Origin of the sequence: Corynebacterium sp. HMSC068G04 (genome assembly GCF_001814885.1) — a bacterium.
Classification (GTDB): Bacteria; Actinomycetota; Actinomycetes; order Mycobacteriales; family Mycobacteriaceae; genus Corynebacterium; species Corynebacterium hiratae.
On record NZ_KV818328.1, the window covers coordinates 89,117 to 106,535 of the forward strand.

Sequence of the window (17,419 nt, forward strand, 5' to 3'; positions counted from 1 at the left end):
GGGAAACGCTGTGCCTAATCCGCCACGAGGGTTTCGATGGTGAGCTCCGGGTGCTCCTTCTCAATGAAGGCCAGCTTCCACTTATCACCAAAGAGCGCGATGAGTTCGCCGTCGGTGCGGGTAAAGATTTCTACGCCGCGCTGGCGGCCCAGCTCGGGTGCGGATTCGGCGTCGATGCGGCGCGCCACGGAGTAGGGGATGGGCTCGGTGATGGTCTCCACGTTGTACTCGACTTCCATGCGAGCCTGCATGACCTCGAACTGCATGGGGCCCACCGCGGCCATGACGGGGGCGGCATCGCCGCGCGTATCGTTGCGCAGGATCTGGACCACGCCCTCCGCCGCCAGTTGGTCCAGGCCCTTGCGGAAGGCCTTGTAGTCGCCCAAAGACTTCGCGCGCAGGATGCGGAAGGACTCCGGTGCGAACTGCGGCATGGGCTTGAACTGCACCTTCTTGCCGGTGTAAATCGTGTCACCGGGAGCCAAGGAACCGGCGTTGACCAAGCCGACGATGTCACCCGGGTACGCCGTGTCCACGGTGTCACGTGTGCGGCCAAAGACCGTCAGGGCGTACTTGGTGGAGAAGCTGCGGCCGGATTGGGCGTGGTTGACCTGCATGCCGCGCTCAAATTCACCGGAGACCACGCGCATGAAAGCGAGGTTATCGCGGTGCTTGCGGTCCATGCCCGCCTGCACCTTGAAGATGACACCTGAGAACTCATCGGTGACCTCACGGACCTCATCGATAGCGGAGGTGGCCGCTTCAATGGCCTGCGGATCCGAATCGCGGGAGCGCGGAGCCGGGGCGATGGCGCACAGCGTATCCAGAATCTGGTGCACGCCGAAGTTCAGCATCGCAGAGGCGAAGATGAGCGGGGAGGTCACGCATTGCTCGAAGAGCTCCTGGTCGTGCAGGGCGCCATCGGCAGCCAGCAGCTCTGCTTCCTCCACGGCCGTCTCCCAAGCGTCCTCTTCTTTCGCGGCTGCATCCTCAGGCGCGTAGTGCTCCTCCGGGGCGATGGTGGAACCACCGGCGGTGCGCAGGAAGTGCACGTACTCATCGGCCTCGCCGTCATCGTTGATGTGGGCCAAGCCGCGGAAGTCGCCGGCGATACCCACCGGCCAGTACAGCGGGGTGGGCTGTAGCTGGATTTCGTTGACGATTTCGTCGACAAGCTCCAGCGGCTCACGGCCCACGCGGTCCCACTTGTTGATCACCGTGATGATCGGCAGGCCGCGGGCCTTGCACACGCGGAAGAGCTTGAGGGTCTGGGGCTCGAGACCCTTGGCGGCGTCGATAAGCATCACGGCAGCATCCACCGCCGTGAGCACGCGGTAGGTATCCTCCGAAAAGTCCGCGTGGCCCGGGGTATCCACCAGGTTGATCATGTAGGGCTCGCCCTCGTGGCCCTCGGGCGCGTACTCGAACTGCAGCGCGGAGGAGGCCACGGAAATACCGCGTTCCTTCTCCATCTCCATCCAGTCAGAGACCGTGGACTTGCGGTTGCCCTTGCCGTGCACTGCTCCGGCTTCGTTGATGACGTGCGCGTGGAGCGCCAGCGCCTCCGTCAGCGTGGACTTACCAGCATCCGGGTGGGCGATGACTGCGAATGTGCGGCGGCGGGAAGCTTCGGAGGCAATACTCATGCGGGCTAGTTTAGCCGCTGCCTGCTACCACTCCACATTGAGCTGGCGGCCCAGATCATCAAAGATGCGCCGGGCCACGGAGAGCTTCTTCGCAATCGGCCGCTGCAGGCCTGGCTTGCGCTTCTGGTTGTAATACTCGCCGGAGTCGAAATGGATGCCGGAGGTGCCGCTGAGGAAGTAGGCCAAGTTCTCCCCACCCTTGTCCGCCTTGCCCAAGACGTATTGAGCCGCAGTGGTCGAATAGAGCTTGCTCGTCCTGCTCGTTGAGTTATGCCCGAAACCAGTATTCAATATCCCCGGGTGGAAGGCCACGGAGGTCAGCCCGTGGGAGGCGAGGTAGCGGGTCAGCAGGATATCGCCCAACTTGGCGTTGCCATAGGCGCGCTCCGCCGTGAATTTTTCAAAAGTATTCGGGTCACCGGGGTCGAAAGAGGAATACAGCATGTTGGCCAACGAGGCGGTCTGCACCACGGTGGCGTTGCTGGCCCGCAGCGTATCGCGCAGCAAGGAGGTCAGAAGAAAAGGCGCCACAACGTTGATCTGCCACGTGCGCTCGAAACCATCGGCGGTGGCGAAAGGGCCGTCGAACATTCCGCCGGCATTATTGCCCAAGGCGTCGATCCGCGGGTATTGGCTCAGCTCCTCGGCGAGCCGGCGCACCTGGCCCAAAGACTCATAATCGGCCACATGAAAGTCGGCTCCGATCTCCTCAGCCACAGCCTGCGTCTTCTCCGGGTTGCGGCCCACGAGCACGAGCGAATCCTGCGGGCGGCGCTGGTGAAGGATACGGGCAGCGGCCGCGCCCACGCCGTCAGAGGCTCCGGTGATGACGATAGTTTTCGGGTCGTTATTCAATGGCAGGCTCTGGCTCGTGCGGCTCATACTTGGACAGTGTAGGACGTTGAGCGTGGTCGCGCCGGGGGTTATTTCGTCCGGGAATGGATTTCCTGCTGGGCCTTGTTGAGACCCTCAGCCACGATGAGACGTGCGGCCTCGGCGGCGGTGGCGATGGTGGAATCGAGCTCAGCGCTGGCGTCGACAGGCGCGAGCACCCAATCCGGGATGGAACCACCCTTGGGTGGGCGCCCGATACCGATGCGCACGCGCAGGTAATCGCGCGTGCCCAAGCGCTCGCTCAGTGACTTAAGGCCGTTGTGGCCGTTTTCGTTGCCGCCCTTCTTAATACGCACCTTGCCGGCGGGCAGGTCGAGCTCATCGTGGATGACGATGATGTTCTCTGCCGCAACGCCCAGCAGCGTGGCCAACGGGGCGATGGGATCGCCAGAGAGGTTCATGTAGGTGTGTGAGCGCAGCGCTACGACCTTCGTGCCTCCGAGCTCGAGCTGCGCCGCGCTGAGTTGGTGTCCGGTGACAGGCTCGAGCATGTCACCAGATTCGGCGAGGAGATCATCCACGGCCATGTACCCCACATTGTGGCGGGTCGCGGCGTATTTCGCGCCGGGATTACCCAAACCCACGATGAGCCACTCGGCGCTTAAATCCGAGGGGTTAAGTCCGGAGGCGGCGGCCTTCTGTGTTTTCTTATTCGGTGCTTCGCCGGCGCGGCCAAAGAGGCGGGTGAAAAAGTCACGGATGGCAGACACAACTACTTCCTTGATGGTTTTCTTTAGGCTGGGTAACCATGAGTCAACTTCTTGAGACTATCACTTGCCCTGTCCTACCTGCTCCGATGGCGGGCGGGCCCACCACGCCTGAACTAGTGGCCGCCGCCGACGCCGCCGGTTCCTTCAGCGCGCTGGGGCTGGGAACCTGCTCCGTCGACGCCGCGCGGGAGGCCATCGCTGCGTGTGCCGGTACGCGCTTCGGGGTCAATATCTTTCACCCGCAGCGCGCACTGACCGAAACGGAACTCGCCGCTGCGCAGTCCCTCGCCGCCGAAGAGGGCGCCGTGCTTGGCGACGTCTCCCTCAACTTCGGCTGGCAGGACAAGCTCGACGCCGCGCTGGAGGGTGGGGCAGCGGTGCTGTGGTCGATGTTCGGCGTCTTTAGCGAGGACGAGGTCGCGCGCATCCATGACGCTGGGGCAGAGGCGTGGACCACGGTCACCAACCCCGAGGAGGCGCAGGCCGCGGCCGCCCGCGGCATCGATGTGTTGTGCGTGCAGGGCCCTGAAGCTGGCGGGCACCGTGGTGTGTGGGACCCGAGTGCGGAACCCGATCAGCGCCCTCTCGAGGAACTCGTCGCGGCGGTCCACCAGGTCACGGACCTTCCGCTCATTGCCGCGGGTGGTCTGCGCACGGCGGAAGATGTTGCCACGGCCCTGGCCTGGCCGGGGGTAAAAGCAGTCAGCTGTGGTTCCGCCTTCCTGCTGTCCGAGGAGGCGGGAACGAGTGAACACAACCGTGGCCTTCTGCGTCGCGGTGGCCAGACGGTGTCCACCCGCGCGTTCTCTGGGCGCTACGCCCGCGGGCTGGAGACCGCCTACACGCGGGCACACCCGGACCTGCCTTTGGTCTACCCCTACCTCAACGCGCTACTGAAACCTCGTCGCGCCCAGCTTGACGCGGACGTGGACTATTGCCTCGTAGGTGTCGATGTAATGAAACTTGGCGGGGGTAGTGTGGCGGAGATCCTCGCTCAACTACACCCAAACGGGCATGAATAACGGTTAATATTTACGGATGGACAGAGTTTTACACCCTTTTTGACGAGTAAAGGATACAAAGCACGTGACTTCGAACGCGCACATTGGGCACGAGGATTGGAACGAGCGCCTGGAGCTGGCCCAAGAGATGATCCCGCTCATCCACCAGCTGCACCGCAACAATAACGTTGTCACCTCTATCTACGGCCGCCTGCTCATCGGCGTGACCGACATCGACATCATCAAGGCGCACCGCTACGCCCGCCGCATTGCTGAGCGCGAGCTTTCCACCGCAGAGACCCTGCCGATTGTGAAGGAACTGTGCTCGATGAACCTGGGCACCGCCTCCATTGACCTGGGACGTCTGGCCACCGGCTTCGAGGAGTCCGGCTCCGATAACCTGCGCAACTACCTCGAGGAGACCCTCGTGGATCTCGTCGGCGCTGGTGTGGACAAGGAATCCACCGACGTTGTCCTCTACGGCTTCGGCCGCATCGGCCGCCTGCTGGCCCGCATCCTCATTGCTCGCGAGGCTGCCTACGGCGGCGTGCGCCTGCGCGCCATCGTCGTACGCAAGAAGGGCGACATGGATATCTTCAAGCGTGCCTCCCTCCTGCGCCGCGACTCCGTCCACGGTGCCTTCAACGGCACCATCGCTGTTGATGAGGAGAACGAGGTCATCTGGGCCAACGGCACCAAGATTCAGATGATCTACGCCAATGACCCGGCGGACATTGACTACACCAAGTACGGCATCGACAACGCCATCGTCGTCGACAACACCGGTGTGTGGCGTGACCGCGAGGGCCTGTCCCAGCACCTGCAGTCCAAGGGTGTGGCTCGCGTGCTGCTCACCGCTCCGGGCAAGGGCGATCTGAAGAACATCGTCTACGGCATCAACCACGGCGATATCGAGGACTCCGACCAGGTCCTTTCCGCCGCATCCTGCACCACCAACGGCATCACCCCGGTGCTCAAGGTCATCAACGACCGCTACGGCGTGGTTCACGGCCACGTGGAGACCGCGCACTCCTTCACCAATGACCAGAACCTCATTGATAACTTCCACAAGGGTGACCGCCGCGGCCGCGCAGCTGGCCTGAACATGGTGCTCACGGAGACCGGTGCAGCCAAGGCCGTGTCCAAGGCCCTGCCGGAATTTGAGGGCAAGCTCACCGGCAACGCCATCCGCGTTCCCACCCCGGACGTTTCCATGGCCGTGCTCAACCTCGAGCTAGAGAAGGAAGCTGACCGCGACGAGGTCAATGACTTCCTGCGCAACGTGTCCCTGCACTCCGACCTGCGCCAGCAGATCTCCTACATCGCTTCCCCGGAGGTTGTGTCCTCTGACTTCGTGGGCTCTACCCACGCTGGTGTGGTCGATGGCCTCGCCACCATCTCCTCCGGCAAGCACCTCGTGCTCTACGTGTGGTACGACAACGAGTTCGGCTACTCCAACCAGGTCATCCGCATCGTTGAGGAAATCGCCGGTGCTCGCCCGGTGGTATACCCGAAGCGCGTCGATGTTTCTGAACTCTAAGAGCTAGAACAAGAACACCGCCCGCGCTGCATGGCGCGGGCGGTGTTGCTGTTTTGAGGGCCTGCTCTGGTTTGCGACCTAGCTTTGCCAGGATGTTTCAAACACGCAACTGCCCGATTTGCCAAAAGTAGGGGCTGAGATTGAAAAATCCGGGCAACTTTCGTCAGCTAGGGCAGTGTGCAATGAAGTGGGCGACGACGCCTGCCGAAGATTTAGAAAAAGCCTGGGGAAGAACTACTTCTTCTTCTTGTTCTTCTTGCCGTGCTTCTTCTTAGTCTTCTTGTCGCCGTCGCCGTTGACCTTGGCACGCTCCAAGTCAGCCGCGACATCCGGGACGTAGGCAAAGTCGTTGCGCGGCGGGCGGACGTACTCGGCTTCGAGCTCGGGGCGGTTTGGAATCTCGGGTACGTCCTGCTCCACGTGCTGGTACGGAACCGTCTTGAGGATGTGGTTGATCACGTTGATGCGCGAACGCTTCTTATCTTCGGACTCCACCGTGTACCACGGGGCGGATGGGGTATCCGTGTGGACGAACATCTCATCCTTTGCGCGCGAGTAGTCCTCCCAGCGGGTGATGGACTGCAAGTCCATAGGGGAGAGCTTCCAGCGGCGCAGTGGATCATTGCGGCGGGACTTAAAGCGTGCGAGCTGTTCCTCATCAGACACAGAGAACCAGTACTTGAGAAGGATAATGCCGTCTTCGATGAGCATGTGTTCCAGCATCGGCGCCTGGTGAAGGAAGCGCACGTACTCCTGCTGGGAGCAAAAGCCCATGACTCGCTCCACGCCGGCGCGGTTGTACCAGGAGCGGTCGAAGATGACGATCTCACCGGCGGTGGGCAGCTTCTCAATGTAGCGCTGGAAGTACCACTGGCCCGCCTCGCGGTCAGTCGGCTTGGGCAGAGCTTCGATGCGGCAGGTACGCGGATTAAGGTACTGCGTAATGCGCTTGATGGCGGAACCCTTGCCGGCGGCGTCGCGGCCTTCCATGATAATGACCACGCGGGCGCCGGTCTCAACGACCCACTGCTGCATCTCGACGAGCTCTGCTTGGAGGCGCTTGAGCTCGTCCTCATAGGCTTGCTTGTCTAGCTTCGGCGGCTTGGTGGCAGACTTCTTAGACTGTGAACTCATACCTTTAAATTTACCTCTTAGCTGGGGAAATGCCTAACCGCAGGGGTTAGAGATGTGCGTGGGATGGAGCTGGGGATCAGACTGGCGATCAGTCAACCTCGTGTTGCGTCACCGCGCCGCTGGCGGCGTCGACATCGAGCTCGTGTTCCTGGCCGTTGGCCTTGAATTCAATCTCCCAGTGCGGGCCCTTGCCATCGTCACCATCGTCGTAGTCGACTTCCTTTTCTGTGACGGCCTGGGCATCAACGCCGGCGTGGGCTAAGGCTTTCTCAAAAGCTTCATCGCCGCTGAGCATGCCGGAGCCCTCTGCGTTGCCGGTGGCCCCGGCACCAGCCGTGCCGGCAGGCTGCTGAGCGTCGTCGTCATCACGGTCATCGTCGCCAGCATCCGTGCCCGTCGCTGTGGCCGTTTCCGTCACGGTTTCCACCGGCGCGGGAGTCGGCGTCGGGGCGGGCTCGGCCTCCTTATCCGACGAGCACCCCACCAGCGCGGTGCTGGCGCAGAGTGCGATGCCGGCGGCGGTGAAACGGGAATGAAGAGTCATCGAGGCTCATCCTCCTCAGTCAATCAGGGGGAATGTGGTGCCCCACCGTATCGAAATCAGAGCGTGCTCGCTGAAGAGCCTGGATATGGCTGAATGTTAACGGCCGTGACAGGTGCAGCCTTCGCCGCAGCCACCGGCAGCAGGGGGCTCACCGAAGCGCGTGGTGTTCTCAATTGCCCCTAGCCCTTCGATGCTGATGCGGGTGCGGGAGCCGTCGCCCAGCAGCGCCTCCTCACCACGCGCGAAGCCCACACCTTCCGGAGTGCCGGTGGCAATGACATCGCCCGGATTGAGAGGGTAGAGGGAGGAGCAGAAGGCGATGAGTTCGGCCACGGAGAAGATGAGGTCATCGGTGTTGTCGTCTTGGCGTACGTCGCCGTCGACGGTCGTCATAAGCCGCGCGGCCTTGCCCGGGGCCCATTCATCAGCCGTGGTCAACCACGGCCCGAAGCCGGCGGTGCGGTAGAAGGATTTGCCGGCGTGGAACTGCGTGGTGGCGCGCTGATAATCCCGCAGGGTGTAGTCGTTCATGATGGCATAGCCGGCCACGTAATCTAGTGCATCTTTCGTGCTCACCCGGTGCGCGCGGCGTCCCATGACCACGGCGAGCTCTCCTTCGTAGTCCAGCTTCTTCGTGGCATAGGCCGGGACATAAACGTCGTCGAAGGGCCCGGTCAGGGCCTCCGGAAACTTGATGAAGAGCGTGGGCTGCGTGGGAAGCTCGCGCCCCATCTCCCGGGCATGCTTGGCGTAGTTGACGCCAACGCAGATAATCTTGCCGGGGTGGGGGATGACGGGGGCTAGGTCGGCATCGTTGAAAACCACAGGCTCGCCGGACAGCTGCGCGGCCTTGCTCCAATCGGGGCTGGCGAGCAATTCTCCGACGTCCTCATAATCCAGCTCGGTGCCCACGTTGGGGCCGTCGATGCGGATAGCGCAAGTACCAAAACTGGTGCGGAGAGTAGCGAGCTTCATGGCGGCTAGTCTAACGCGCGAAGAATCTCATCGACGGCATCGGCACAGATGATGGGAATCTCGTGGGCCTCCTGCTTAGTCCACGGTTTGAGCACGAATGCGGCCGGATCCATACGGCCGGGCGGGCGGCCGATGCCTACTGAAAGCCGCTGATAATCCTTGGTGCCCAGGGCCTTCGTGGTGGAGCGCAGGCCGTTGTGGCCGTGGTCCCCGCCGCCGAGGCGTCGCTTGATGGTGGCGAAGTCGAGCTCCAATTCATCGTGGATCACGATGATGCGCTCAGCAGGAACATTGAAGTATTGGGCGAGTGCCTTGATGGGACCGCCGGACAAGTTCATGAAGCAGCGCGGCTTGGCGACGATCACTTTGGTATCGCCACGTCGCGCTTCGGCGACATCCGTGTTTGTCTTTTTGTGAACGGAAAAGGAAGCGAATAGCTCGTGGGCTAGTTCATCAGCCACGTCAAAGCCGATGTTGTGGCGAGTGCCGGCGTACTTCGGCCCGGGGTTTCCTAGGCCAACGACGAGAAAAGGAGAAGAAGTCACGCAGCCATTCTAAGCCGCTGGGGTGAAGACACAAGAGCGCACCGCCACCTGCACGCTCACCCCCTCGGTATGTAGGGGAGGGAGTGAGAAAGAATGCAGGCAGCGGTGCGCTAGAGAATGAGGAGTGATAAGGAGAGGGGAGTTTTACTCCTCGTCGGCCTTCTCCTCGGCGGCGCCCTCGTCTGCGGACTCGGCGCCAGCCTCAGCGCCGCCGTCCTCGGCAGCCTCAGCGGCAGCCTCGAGCTCCTCATCAACCTGCGGCTCGGAGATGGAGACGATGACGGTGTCTTCCTCGGCCACGAGGGTGGTGCCCTCCGGCAGGGTGATGTCGCCAGCGGTGACCACGGTGCCATCCTCGAGACCCTCGATGGACACGGCGATCTCCTCCGGAATGTTGAGCACGTCTGCCTCGACCAGGAGGACGTCGGCATCCTGGATGGACATGAGGCCCGGAGCCGGCTCGCCCTCGAGGACAACCGGAACCTCGACCTCAACCTTCTCGCCACGCTTAATGGAGAGCAGGTCGATGTGGTCGATGTTGAAGGTCAGGACGTTCTGGTCGACGTGCTTGACCATGACCAGGTGCTGCTCGCCCTCGAGCTCCAGCTCGAACACGGCGTTGACGCCGTGGTTACGGACCAGTGCGGTCATTTCCAGGCGGTCAACGGCGAAGTGCAGAACGTCGACGGCGTGGCCGTAGACAACGCCCGGGATCTTGCCTGCAGCGCGCAGACGGCGAGCGAAGCCCTTGCCAAACTCAGAACGGACTTCAGCCTTCAATACGGGGCGCTCAGAAGCCATAAGTAAATCTCCTTAAAGTATCGTTGTGCGGCAAGGGCTCATGAAGAACCGTGTAGATACGACAAAAGCCTGCCGATGGACGTCTTGGACGAGTCATCGCAGGCTTAATACAAGATTCACTGCTTAACTTGTGCTATCGCGTCGATAACGGATTTCTCCCTCGCCGAGACGCACAAGATTTTAGCAGCAGCGTCGTCGCAGAACCAAATCTAGTGAGTCTCAAACAGCGTGGTCACAGAACCGTTCTCGAAAATCTCGTGGATGGTGCGAGCCAGCAGCGGGGCGATGGACAGCACAGTGAGGTTGTCCCAGCCCTCGGTGGACTGCGGCAGAGTATCGGTGGTGATGACCTCGACAGCGCCGCACTCGGACAGGCGCTCGCGAGCCGGGTCGGAGAAGACACCGTGGGTACAGGCAATAACCACGGATTTGGCGCCGGCCTCCTCCAGTACGCGGACCGCGCCCGCGATGGTGCCACCGGTGTCAATCATGTCATCGAGCAGGATGCAGTCCTTGCCCTCGACGTCACCGACGACGCGGTTGGACACCGTCTTGTTGGCTTCGGTGTTAGAGCGGGTCTTGTGGACGAAGGAGAGTGGGGCATCGCCCAACTCGTGTGCCCACTTCTCTGCCACCTTCACGCGGCCGGCATCGGGGGAGACCACGGCCAGGTTGTCCATCGGGTACTTGGACTTGATGTAGTCGGTCAGGATCGGCATGGCGTGCATGTGGTCGACCGGGCCATCGAAGAAGCCCTGAATCTGGTCGGTGTGCAGATCCACGGACACGATGCGGTCGGCACCGGCAGCGGCGAGCAGGTCCGCCACTAGGCGGGCGGAGATGGGCTCGCGGCCGAGGTGCTTCTTGTCCTGGCGCGCGTACGGGTAGAAGGGCAGGATGGCGGTGATGCGCTTAGCAGAGCCGCGCTTGAGCGCATCAATCATGATGAGCTGCTCTACCAGCCACTTGTTGAGCGGCTGGGTGTGGGACTGCATCACGAAGCAGTCAGCACCACGGACGGACTCCTCGAAGCGAATGAAGATCTCACCGTTGGCGAAATCGCGGGCGGTGGTCGGAACCAGATCGGTCTTGAGCTCCTTGGCCACAGCCTCAGCCAACGCCGGGTGAGCGCGCCCGGTGAAGAGCATCATGTTCTTGCTGCTGCCGGTAACCTTGCCAGTCATCAGTAGATATCCCTTTACTTGTCGTTAGTTAGTGGTCTGATCGTCAGCCTGGGCGTCCTGTGCCTTGTCGGCGGCTTCCGCTGCCGGCGTGCCCGGACGCTTCTTTTGCACCCAACCTTCGATGTTGCGCTGCTTGCCGCCGGAGACCGCGAGCGCTCCCGGGGGAACGTCGTCCTTAATTACTGTACCCGCACCGGAGTAGGCGCCATCACCGACGGTGACGGGGGCGATGAACATGGTGTCCGATCCGGTGCGCACGTGGCTGCCGATGGTGGTGTGGTGCTTGTTGACGCCGTCATAGTTGACGAAGACGGAAGAGGCACCAATGTTGGAGTAGTCACCCACGGTGGCATCGCCGATATAGGTCAGGTGGGGAACCTTGGTGCCGCGGCCAATCTGCGCCTTCTTCGCCTCGACGAAGCCGCCCAGCTTGCCTTCTTCACCCACGATGACACCGGGGCGGATGTAGGTGAACGGGCCCACCTGAGCGTTGGTGCCAATGACGGAGTCGAAGCCATGCGTGCGCACGACGCTGGCGCCCGCTCCAACCTGCATGTTGGTCAGGGTGGTGTCGGGGCCAACCTCGGCGCCATCGGCGATGGTCGTCGCGCCCCACAGCTGGGTATTGGGGTGAATGACAACGTCCTGGCCAATGGTCACGTTGACGCCGATCCAAGTGGTATCGGGATCGACGATGGTGGCGCCGCCGCGCATGGCTTCCTCGACCACACGGCGGTTGAGAATGCGACCGGCCGCGGCCAACTGCACGCGGTCATTCACACCGGAGAGCTCCTCCGGATCGACAGCAACGTGCGCGCCGACGCGGTGGCCTCCCTCGCGGGCGATCTCCAGCACATCGGTGATGTAAAGCTCGCCCTGGGCGTTGTCGGAGTTGAGCTTCGTCAAGGCGTCGCGAAGCACGGCTCCATCGAAAGCAAAAACGCCGGAGTTGACCTCGCGCACCGCGCGCTGCTCCTCGGAGGCATCCTTTTGCTCCACGATGGCGGTGACCGATCCATCCTCGGCGCGCAGCACGCGGCCGTAACCGGTGGGATCCTCCAGGGTCATGGACAGCACGGTCACGGCGTTGCCTTGGCCGGTGTGGGTCTCGTGCAGCTGGCGCAGTGTCTCCGGGCGCAGAAGCGGAACGTCACCGTTGGTCACGATGACGGTGCCGTCGAAGTCAGGCAACGCACTCAGGCCGCACTGGACGGCGTGACCGGTACCGTTCTGCTCTTCCTGGACGGCCTGGGAGACCTCGCAGTCCAGCTCCTCGGAGATGGCATCGACGGCAGGGGAGACCTGGTCGCGCTGGTGGCCCACGACGACCACGAGGTGCTCCGGGTTCAAGCCAGCGGCTGCGTGGAGGGCGTGGCCGAGAAGTGACCTCCCGCCAATCTCATGCAACGTCTTTTGGGTTGAGGATTTCATGCGGGTACCTGCGCCTGCGGCAAGGACGATGGCGGCGCAGTTCGTTACTTCAGCCACGAGTGTGTGCTTCTCCTGTGATTGGGGATGTCAGGACTTACTTTTTTCATCATAACGCCTGCGTTCTATTTTTCGCGTGAGACCTCCGGAAGTGCCCGGGCACGCCAGGCGCCGAGCAGACCGATGCAGGCCAAGAACAGAATGGCTGCCGAGGGACCAGCCAGCGCGATCACGGCGGAGATGCCGCCAATCACGAGGAGAATGACACCCATCATGGTGTTCGCGGCCCCGACGTAGCGGGTGCGCTTATCTTCACCGGCCATGTCTACCACATAGGTCTTGCGCGCCACGCGAATGGCAGTGTGCGCCAGGTTGACCAGGAAGAAACCGAGGGGCAATGCCCACATGCTCACCGCTGCCGGCGCCCACGCGGCACACGCGACGATGCCCAGCAAAATGAGAGCTGCGAAAGCTGCGCCCCAGGACATAACCAAGCGGGAGGACTTATCCGAGAGCACGCCGGATACACGGCCACCCACGAGGCTGGCCAAGCCCGAGGCCAAGACGAAGCCGCCGAGCCCACTCAAAGCCTGCGAACCGATGCTCTGCGAAAGCACCACGATAAAGGAGGTGGACAGGGCAGACACCAAAAGCAGGGCACGAACGTTGACGAAGCTGCGGAAGCGGGAATCCTGGGTGTATAGCTTCCAGGTATCCGTCCACCAGCTGCGGTTCAGGCACTTCTGGCCGGCATCATCCGGCACCGGCTCCTCGATGGTGCGGAATACTGCTGCCGCCAAGAACCACGTGGCCGCACCGATGGCCAGCAATGCCGCCAAGCCCCAGCGCGGGAGCTCACCCAGCACGGCGAGGATGCCACCGGTAATCAAGGTGACCGCGCCGCCGAGCTGCGTGGCCCGGCCGGTCACTACTCCGCGGTGGCCCTTGGAAATGGTGCGGCCCTGCACGTCTTTGCCGGTCAGCGAACACAGCGCGCGCAGCACGGCGAGAGCTGCCAGGGCGAGGCAGACGATGAGGCCGAGGAGGGGGCCGTCGACAAGCACCGCAGCCGCCGCGATGATCGCCGCGCACAGACCCTGGCCCACCGAGCCCAGCACCCACAGGCGTTTGCGTGCTGGATGGGACACCACCCACGGGGTCAGCGCCGCCTGCGGGAGCATGGAGCCGGACTCGCGCAAGGGGACCAGTAGGCCCGTGAAGAAGCCCGGCACCCCGGCCACGCTAAACAGCCAGGGTAGGACCGTCTTTCCGGAGAGCAATTGATCGCCCACTCCCTGCAGGCCATTCGACCAGACGAAGCGGCGGGCATTGGCGGACTCTTCGGACGGTGAGGAGCCGTGGGGAGATGCTGAACGCGAAGCCATGACTGTGATCTTAAGCCCGGCTCGCTCCAATCCGGGGTCTAAGGTTCACCTGATCTCTATCCTGGGAGGCATGTCTATCTCCGCTCGCCCTACAGTATCCCGCCGTATTTTTGTCCAGGGTTCCGTGCTGACTGTTGCCGGTGCCGCCGTGATGGGGTTGAGCGCCTGCTCCACTTCGGGGTCGAAGAATCAACCGGAGCCGCTGGGCTACGACGGCGAGCCGCGTGCCCTGCCCATCCCGCCCGTGGAGGAAGGGGAGGTCGTCGACGGCACGCGCGTATTCAAACTCACCGCCCAGGACGGCTACTCGGAGATCCTCCCCGGCAACGACCGCACGCGGACGTGGGGCTTCAACGGCGCCTTCTTGGGCCCCACTCTGCGGGCTCGGCGGGGCGAGAAAGTCCGCGCGGAAATCACCAACGACCTCATTGAGATGACCACGGTGCACTGGCACGGCATGAAGCTTCCGGCCTATTCGGATGGCGGCCCGCACTCACCGATTGAGGTGGGCAAGACCTGGAAGCCCGAGTGGGAGATCATCCAGCCCGCGGCCACGCTGTGGTACCACCCGCACCCGCACATGGCCACGGCCACGCATGCCTACCGCGGGCTGGCGGGCATGTTCCTCATCGGTGACGATGTGGCCGATGACCTGGACCTGCCGCAGGACTACGGTGTGGACGACATCCCGGTAGTCATCATGGATGCCAAGTTCACCGACGATGGCCAGATTGATGAAAAGAGCGATAACACTCTGGGCCTTCTGGGCACCACGCCTCTGGTCAACGGCATCACCAATGCGCGCTTCGACGCCACCACGCGCCGGGTTCGCTTGCGCCTGCTCAACGGTGCTTCGATGCGCTTCTACACACTGGAGCTCAGCAACGGTCCCTTCCACGTCATCGCCACGGACACGGGGCTTCTCGACGCCCCCGTGGAAGTCGACTCCCTCTTCCTCGGCCCCGGCGAGCGCGCCGAAATCATCGTGGACTTGGAGCCCGGCAAGGAAGTCCAGCTGCGCTCGGTGCCGCGCAAGGATAATTTTGGGGTGCCCAAGGACAAGGACGCGGCCGACTTCGGCTTCCAAGATTCCTTCGACCTGCTCACCATTTCCGGGCCGGCGGAAAACGCCTCGGAACCACCCGCCCTGCCGGCAACCCTTGACCCCGCCGCGGCGGAGACCCCGTCCACGGAGGGGCTTGAAGAGCGCGAGTTCGTGCTCAACACCTTCATGATCAACGGTGAGCAGATGGACATGGCACGTGTGGATACCGTCATCGATCACGAAGCCCCGGAAATCTGGACCGTGACCAATGAGAACTCTGACTGGCCGCACAACTTCCATATCCACAACGCCCGCTTCAAGGTTCTGGAGTGGGACGGCGACGAGAAGATGGATGTGTTCAACTCCGGCTGGAAAGACATTGTCAACCTTCCGCCGAAGGTCACCGCACGCCTGCTGGTGGAGTTCGGTCACTTCCCGGATAAGACCATCCCGTACATGTACCACTGCCACATGCTGCTGCATGAGGACGAGGGAATGATGGGGCAGTACGTCATGGTCAACAAAGGCGAGAAGCCCGACGTGCGCGTCAAACCCGCCGCCTTAGTCTTCGACCAAACCGCCACCGCCCACTCCGCCCACGCGGGCCAGGTGGTGGACTCCTCCCGCAGCCCCTATGCGACGCCGGAGGCGAAGTCCTAACCGTTCACGATTTTCTCGTAGGCACGGCCTACTAGCGCCGAGCTGTGCCAGCGGCGGAAGAGGTTGGACGGGCCCTCTCAGTGGTCAGCGGTTAGCGACGTACGTCGATAAAAGCGATGTTATTGCCGATTATGTTGTCTCCACGATCGTCGTATCCGAAGAGCGCGGGTGTAAAGTCATCGGGAACTTCAAATACCCAGGTGTACGGCGTGGAGAATCCTGGGCCGACGGAATCGTTGAGAATATCCCAATTAGCGTAAACCTTCCAGTGGTCTTCGATGGGTTCGTAAGTGCGACCTCTCAAATCAGCAATCAAGCCAAAATTGTCGAAGCGGGCTGTGAATGGTGCCGTTCCTTTATTAGAGACGGTTCCAGAAACAATCACGAATTGAGCGCCTTCGTTTTTGGGATTCCCGAGGACAGAATCCGGTGCCCCAGTTGAAAAATCTTCATTTTTCATTTCCACGTTTGGAGCAAGTGTCACGGAGTCGATGGTTACTTGCTCGGTTCCACTCATGGCTGGCTCACCAAGCACGGGAATATCATCCATGGATGGGGACGTAGCGTTGTTATTTTCGGAGTGTGGATCATTGACGACTTTCTCCTCGCCAGATGGTATGGCCGCTGGCTCTACAGAGGCTGCGGACACCTGTTCCTCTTTAGAACCGGTGAATGCGTAGGTGGCTCCCGCACCAAGTGCTACGCCGACCACGGCAGCGACTGGAACCATCCACCATGCCGCCTTCGGGGATGCTGACTTAGCGGATGAGCTGGAACCAGCCGATTGTGGTGCAGTAGAAAACGGGTTCTGTCCTAGTGTCGGTTGTGGCGGTTGCTGTGCATCGTTAGGGAACATGACTGACCTTTAGAGAGAAGAGAGTGAATGAATTTTTCACAGTGTAAACCCACAGCACTGCGTTTCCACTATCAGAGCATCAGTGTGCGTCACAGAAGGGGAGGGTTCGGTTTCCCTAAAAGTGCAGACCTGCTGGTCGTCGACAAGCAGTGCGTTGGCGCTTCACGACGCCCACGCTGCATCAATGCACTTCCAGGTCTTCACTTTTGGAAACAATGAGTGTCAAGGGTGCTTGAGTAGACACTCTGAGGCGGCACGGGGCTAGCGGTAGTGAACTGCAACAAATTCACTATCGTTATGTGAGCAGTACGCTAGGGTCAGTATCTGTGATTCAGGAAGTCGACCCGCTCATCCATTCCCTGTACCAGGTCTTTGACCTCATCGGTGTGGTACTCAACGGCATCATCGGTGGCACGATTGCGCGCCGCAGGAAATTCGACATCATTGGTTTCGTCTTTCTGGCGCTCTTTTCGGCGCTGGCGGGCGGCATGATTCGTGACATGCTGATCTCTCATGGCCCAGCAGCCGCTATCTCTGATCCATGGTATCTCACTCTGGCATGCGTGGGTGCGCTCATTGCTTTCTTGATGGACCTCAAGGGCAAGGTCTGGGAGATCTTCCTTGAGCACGCGGATGCTGTCATCTTGGGTGTGTGGTGCACGACTGGCTGTGTGAAGGCGCTGGCCTACGATATGCCTTTTATTGCCTGCGTCTTCTTAGGCGTTCTGACCGCAGTGGGCGGCGGAATGGTGCGCGATGTTGCTTCCGGGCAGATTCCCTCGGTCTTTGGCGGCAGCCCGCTGTATGCCGTGCCGGCGGTACTTACCGGAATCGTGATGGCTTCCTTCGCACACTTCGATAAGTTTGCCCTCGGTATGATCGTCTCGCCCTTCGTGGGCTTCGGCCTGGCAGTTACGGCGTATTGGCGCGGGTGGGTGCTTCCGCGAGCAGGTGTAGCGCCCCTGAACTACACTGCGGCGCAGGTGGCATCGATTGCGCGGAGGGCCGAAATCAGGGGCTTTAGACGGGGGCGGAGAAAACGTAAACATTAGGCGTTTTACGCGCGGATAA

16 protein-coding genes are annotated in these 17,419 nt (G+C 61.8%); 4 read left to right on the plus strand and 12 right to left on the minus strand.

Annotated elements, in window-relative coordinates:
• Positions 1–14 precede the first annotated feature (14 nt).
• From HMPREF2993_RS06610 to pth (HMPREF2993_RS06620), 3 genes are read right to left on the minus strand one after another with little or no spacing between them, the layout of a single operon-like run.
• On the minus strand, positions 15–1,646 hold the full coding sequence (locus HMPREF2993_RS06610; RefSeq protein WP_070701610.1) for a peptide chain release factor 3: 1,632 nt from the start codon (positions 1,644–1,646) through the stop codon (positions 15–17).
• 24 nt (positions 1,647–1,670) lie between these two features.
• Positions 1,671–2,528, minus strand: coding sequence for an SDR family NAD(P)-dependent oxidoreductase (locus HMPREF2993_RS06615; protein ID WP_070701612.1), 858 nt, complete (start codon positions 2,526–2,528; stop codon positions 1,671–1,673).
• Positions 2,529–2,569: 41 nt separating this feature from the next.
• Entirely contained in the window at positions 2,570–3,250 is a 681-nt protein-coding gene (pth, locus tag HMPREF2993_RS06620; RefSeq protein WP_049154256.1) for an aminoacyl-tRNA hydrolase, read from the minus strand.
• Positions 3,251–3,288: 38 nt separating this feature from the next.
• On the opposite strand from pth (HMPREF2993_RS06620), the gene HMPREF2993_RS06625 reads away from it, so the two are divergent.
• The gene (locus HMPREF2993_RS06625; RefSeq protein WP_070510343.1) at positions 3,289–4,272 is read left to right on the plus strand and encodes a nitronate monooxygenase; all 984 of its coding nucleotides are present in this window, start codon (positions 3,289–3,291) and stop codon (positions 4,270–4,272) included.
• A gap of 64 nt (positions 4,273–4,336) precedes the next feature.
• Positions 4,337–5,791, plus strand: a complete 1,455-nt coding sequence (locus tag HMPREF2993_RS06630; RefSeq protein WP_070701614.1) for a glyceraldehyde-3-phosphate dehydrogenase — start codon at positions 4,337–4,339, stop codon at positions 5,789–5,791.
• A gap of 234 nt (positions 5,792–6,025) precedes the next feature.
• On the opposite strand, the gene ppk2 is transcribed toward HMPREF2993_RS06630, so the two are convergent.
• The 8 genes from ppk2 to HMPREF2993_RS06670 form a co-directional block, all read right to left on the minus strand.
• Positions 6,026–6,925: a polyphosphate kinase 2 gene (gene ppk2 / locus HMPREF2993_RS06635; RefSeq protein ID WP_070701616.1), complete on the minus strand. Its 900-nt coding sequence runs from the start codon at positions 6,923–6,925 to the stop codon at positions 6,026–6,028.
• 88 nt (positions 6,926–7,013) lie between these two features.
• The gene (locus HMPREF2993_RS06640) at positions 7,014–7,469 is read right to left on the minus strand and encodes a PepSY domain-containing protein (protein ID WP_232745225.1); all 456 of its coding nucleotides are present in this window, start codon (positions 7,467–7,469) and stop codon (positions 7,014–7,016) included.
• A 96-nt stretch (positions 7,470–7,565) separates the two neighbouring features.
• Entirely contained in the window at positions 7,566–8,444 is an 879-nt protein-coding gene (locus tag HMPREF2993_RS06645) for a fumarylacetoacetate hydrolase family protein (RefSeq protein ID WP_049154273.1), read from the minus strand.
• Between the two features lie 5 nt (positions 8,445–8,449).
• Positions 8,450–8,989 (minus strand): aminoacyl-tRNA hydrolase, encoded by a 540-nt coding sequence (gene pth / locus HMPREF2993_RS06650; protein WP_070515886.1) that lies wholly within the window; start codon positions 8,987–8,989, stop codon positions 8,450–8,452.
• A 144-nt stretch (positions 8,990–9,133) separates the two neighbouring features.
• Entirely contained in the window at positions 9,134–9,790 is a 657-nt protein-coding gene (locus HMPREF2993_RS06655; protein ID WP_049154276.1) for a 50S ribosomal protein L25/general stress protein Ctc, read from the minus strand.
• 209 nt (positions 9,791–9,999) lie between these two features.
• The gene (locus HMPREF2993_RS06660) at positions 10,000–10,974 is read right to left on the minus strand and encodes a ribose-phosphate diphosphokinase (protein ID WP_049154279.1); all 975 of its coding nucleotides are present in this window, start codon (positions 10,972–10,974) and stop codon (positions 10,000–10,002) included.
• Between the two features lie 24 nt (positions 10,975–10,998).
• Positions 10,999–12,462, minus strand: a complete 1,464-nt coding sequence (gene glmU, locus HMPREF2993_RS06665) for a bifunctional UDP-N-acetylglucosamine diphosphorylase/glucosamine-1-phosphate N-acetyltransferase GlmU (RefSeq protein WP_049154281.1) — start codon at positions 12,460–12,462, stop codon at positions 10,999–11,001.
• 65 nt (positions 12,463–12,527) lie between these two features.
• A complete protein-coding gene (locus tag HMPREF2993_RS06670; RefSeq protein ID WP_070701618.1) occupies positions 12,528–13,787 on the minus strand; it encodes an MFS transporter in 1,260 nt (419 codons plus the stop codon).
• A 70-nt stretch (positions 13,788–13,857) separates the two neighbouring features.
• Between HMPREF2993_RS06670 and HMPREF2993_RS06675 the strand changes: the two genes are divergently transcribed.
• Complete coding sequence (locus HMPREF2993_RS06675) at positions 13,858–15,492, plus strand: multicopper oxidase family protein (protein WP_070701679.1); 1,635 nt, start codon at positions 13,858–13,860, stop codon at positions 15,490–15,492.
• 91 nt (positions 15,493–15,583) lie between these two features.
• On the opposite strand, the gene HMPREF2993_RS06680 is transcribed toward HMPREF2993_RS06675, so the two are convergent.
• Positions 15,584–16,348: a DUF4352 domain-containing protein gene (locus HMPREF2993_RS06680; protein ID WP_141758268.1), complete on the minus strand. Its 765-nt coding sequence runs from the start codon at positions 16,346–16,348 to the stop codon at positions 15,584–15,586.
• A gap of 329 nt (positions 16,349–16,677) precedes the next feature.
• Between HMPREF2993_RS06680 and HMPREF2993_RS06685 the strand changes: the two genes are divergently transcribed.
• Positions 16,678–17,400, plus strand: a complete 723-nt coding sequence (locus HMPREF2993_RS06685) for a trimeric intracellular cation channel family protein (protein ID WP_246822397.1) — start codon at positions 16,678–16,680, stop codon at positions 17,398–17,400.
• Positions 17,401–17,419 lie beyond the last annotated feature (19 nt).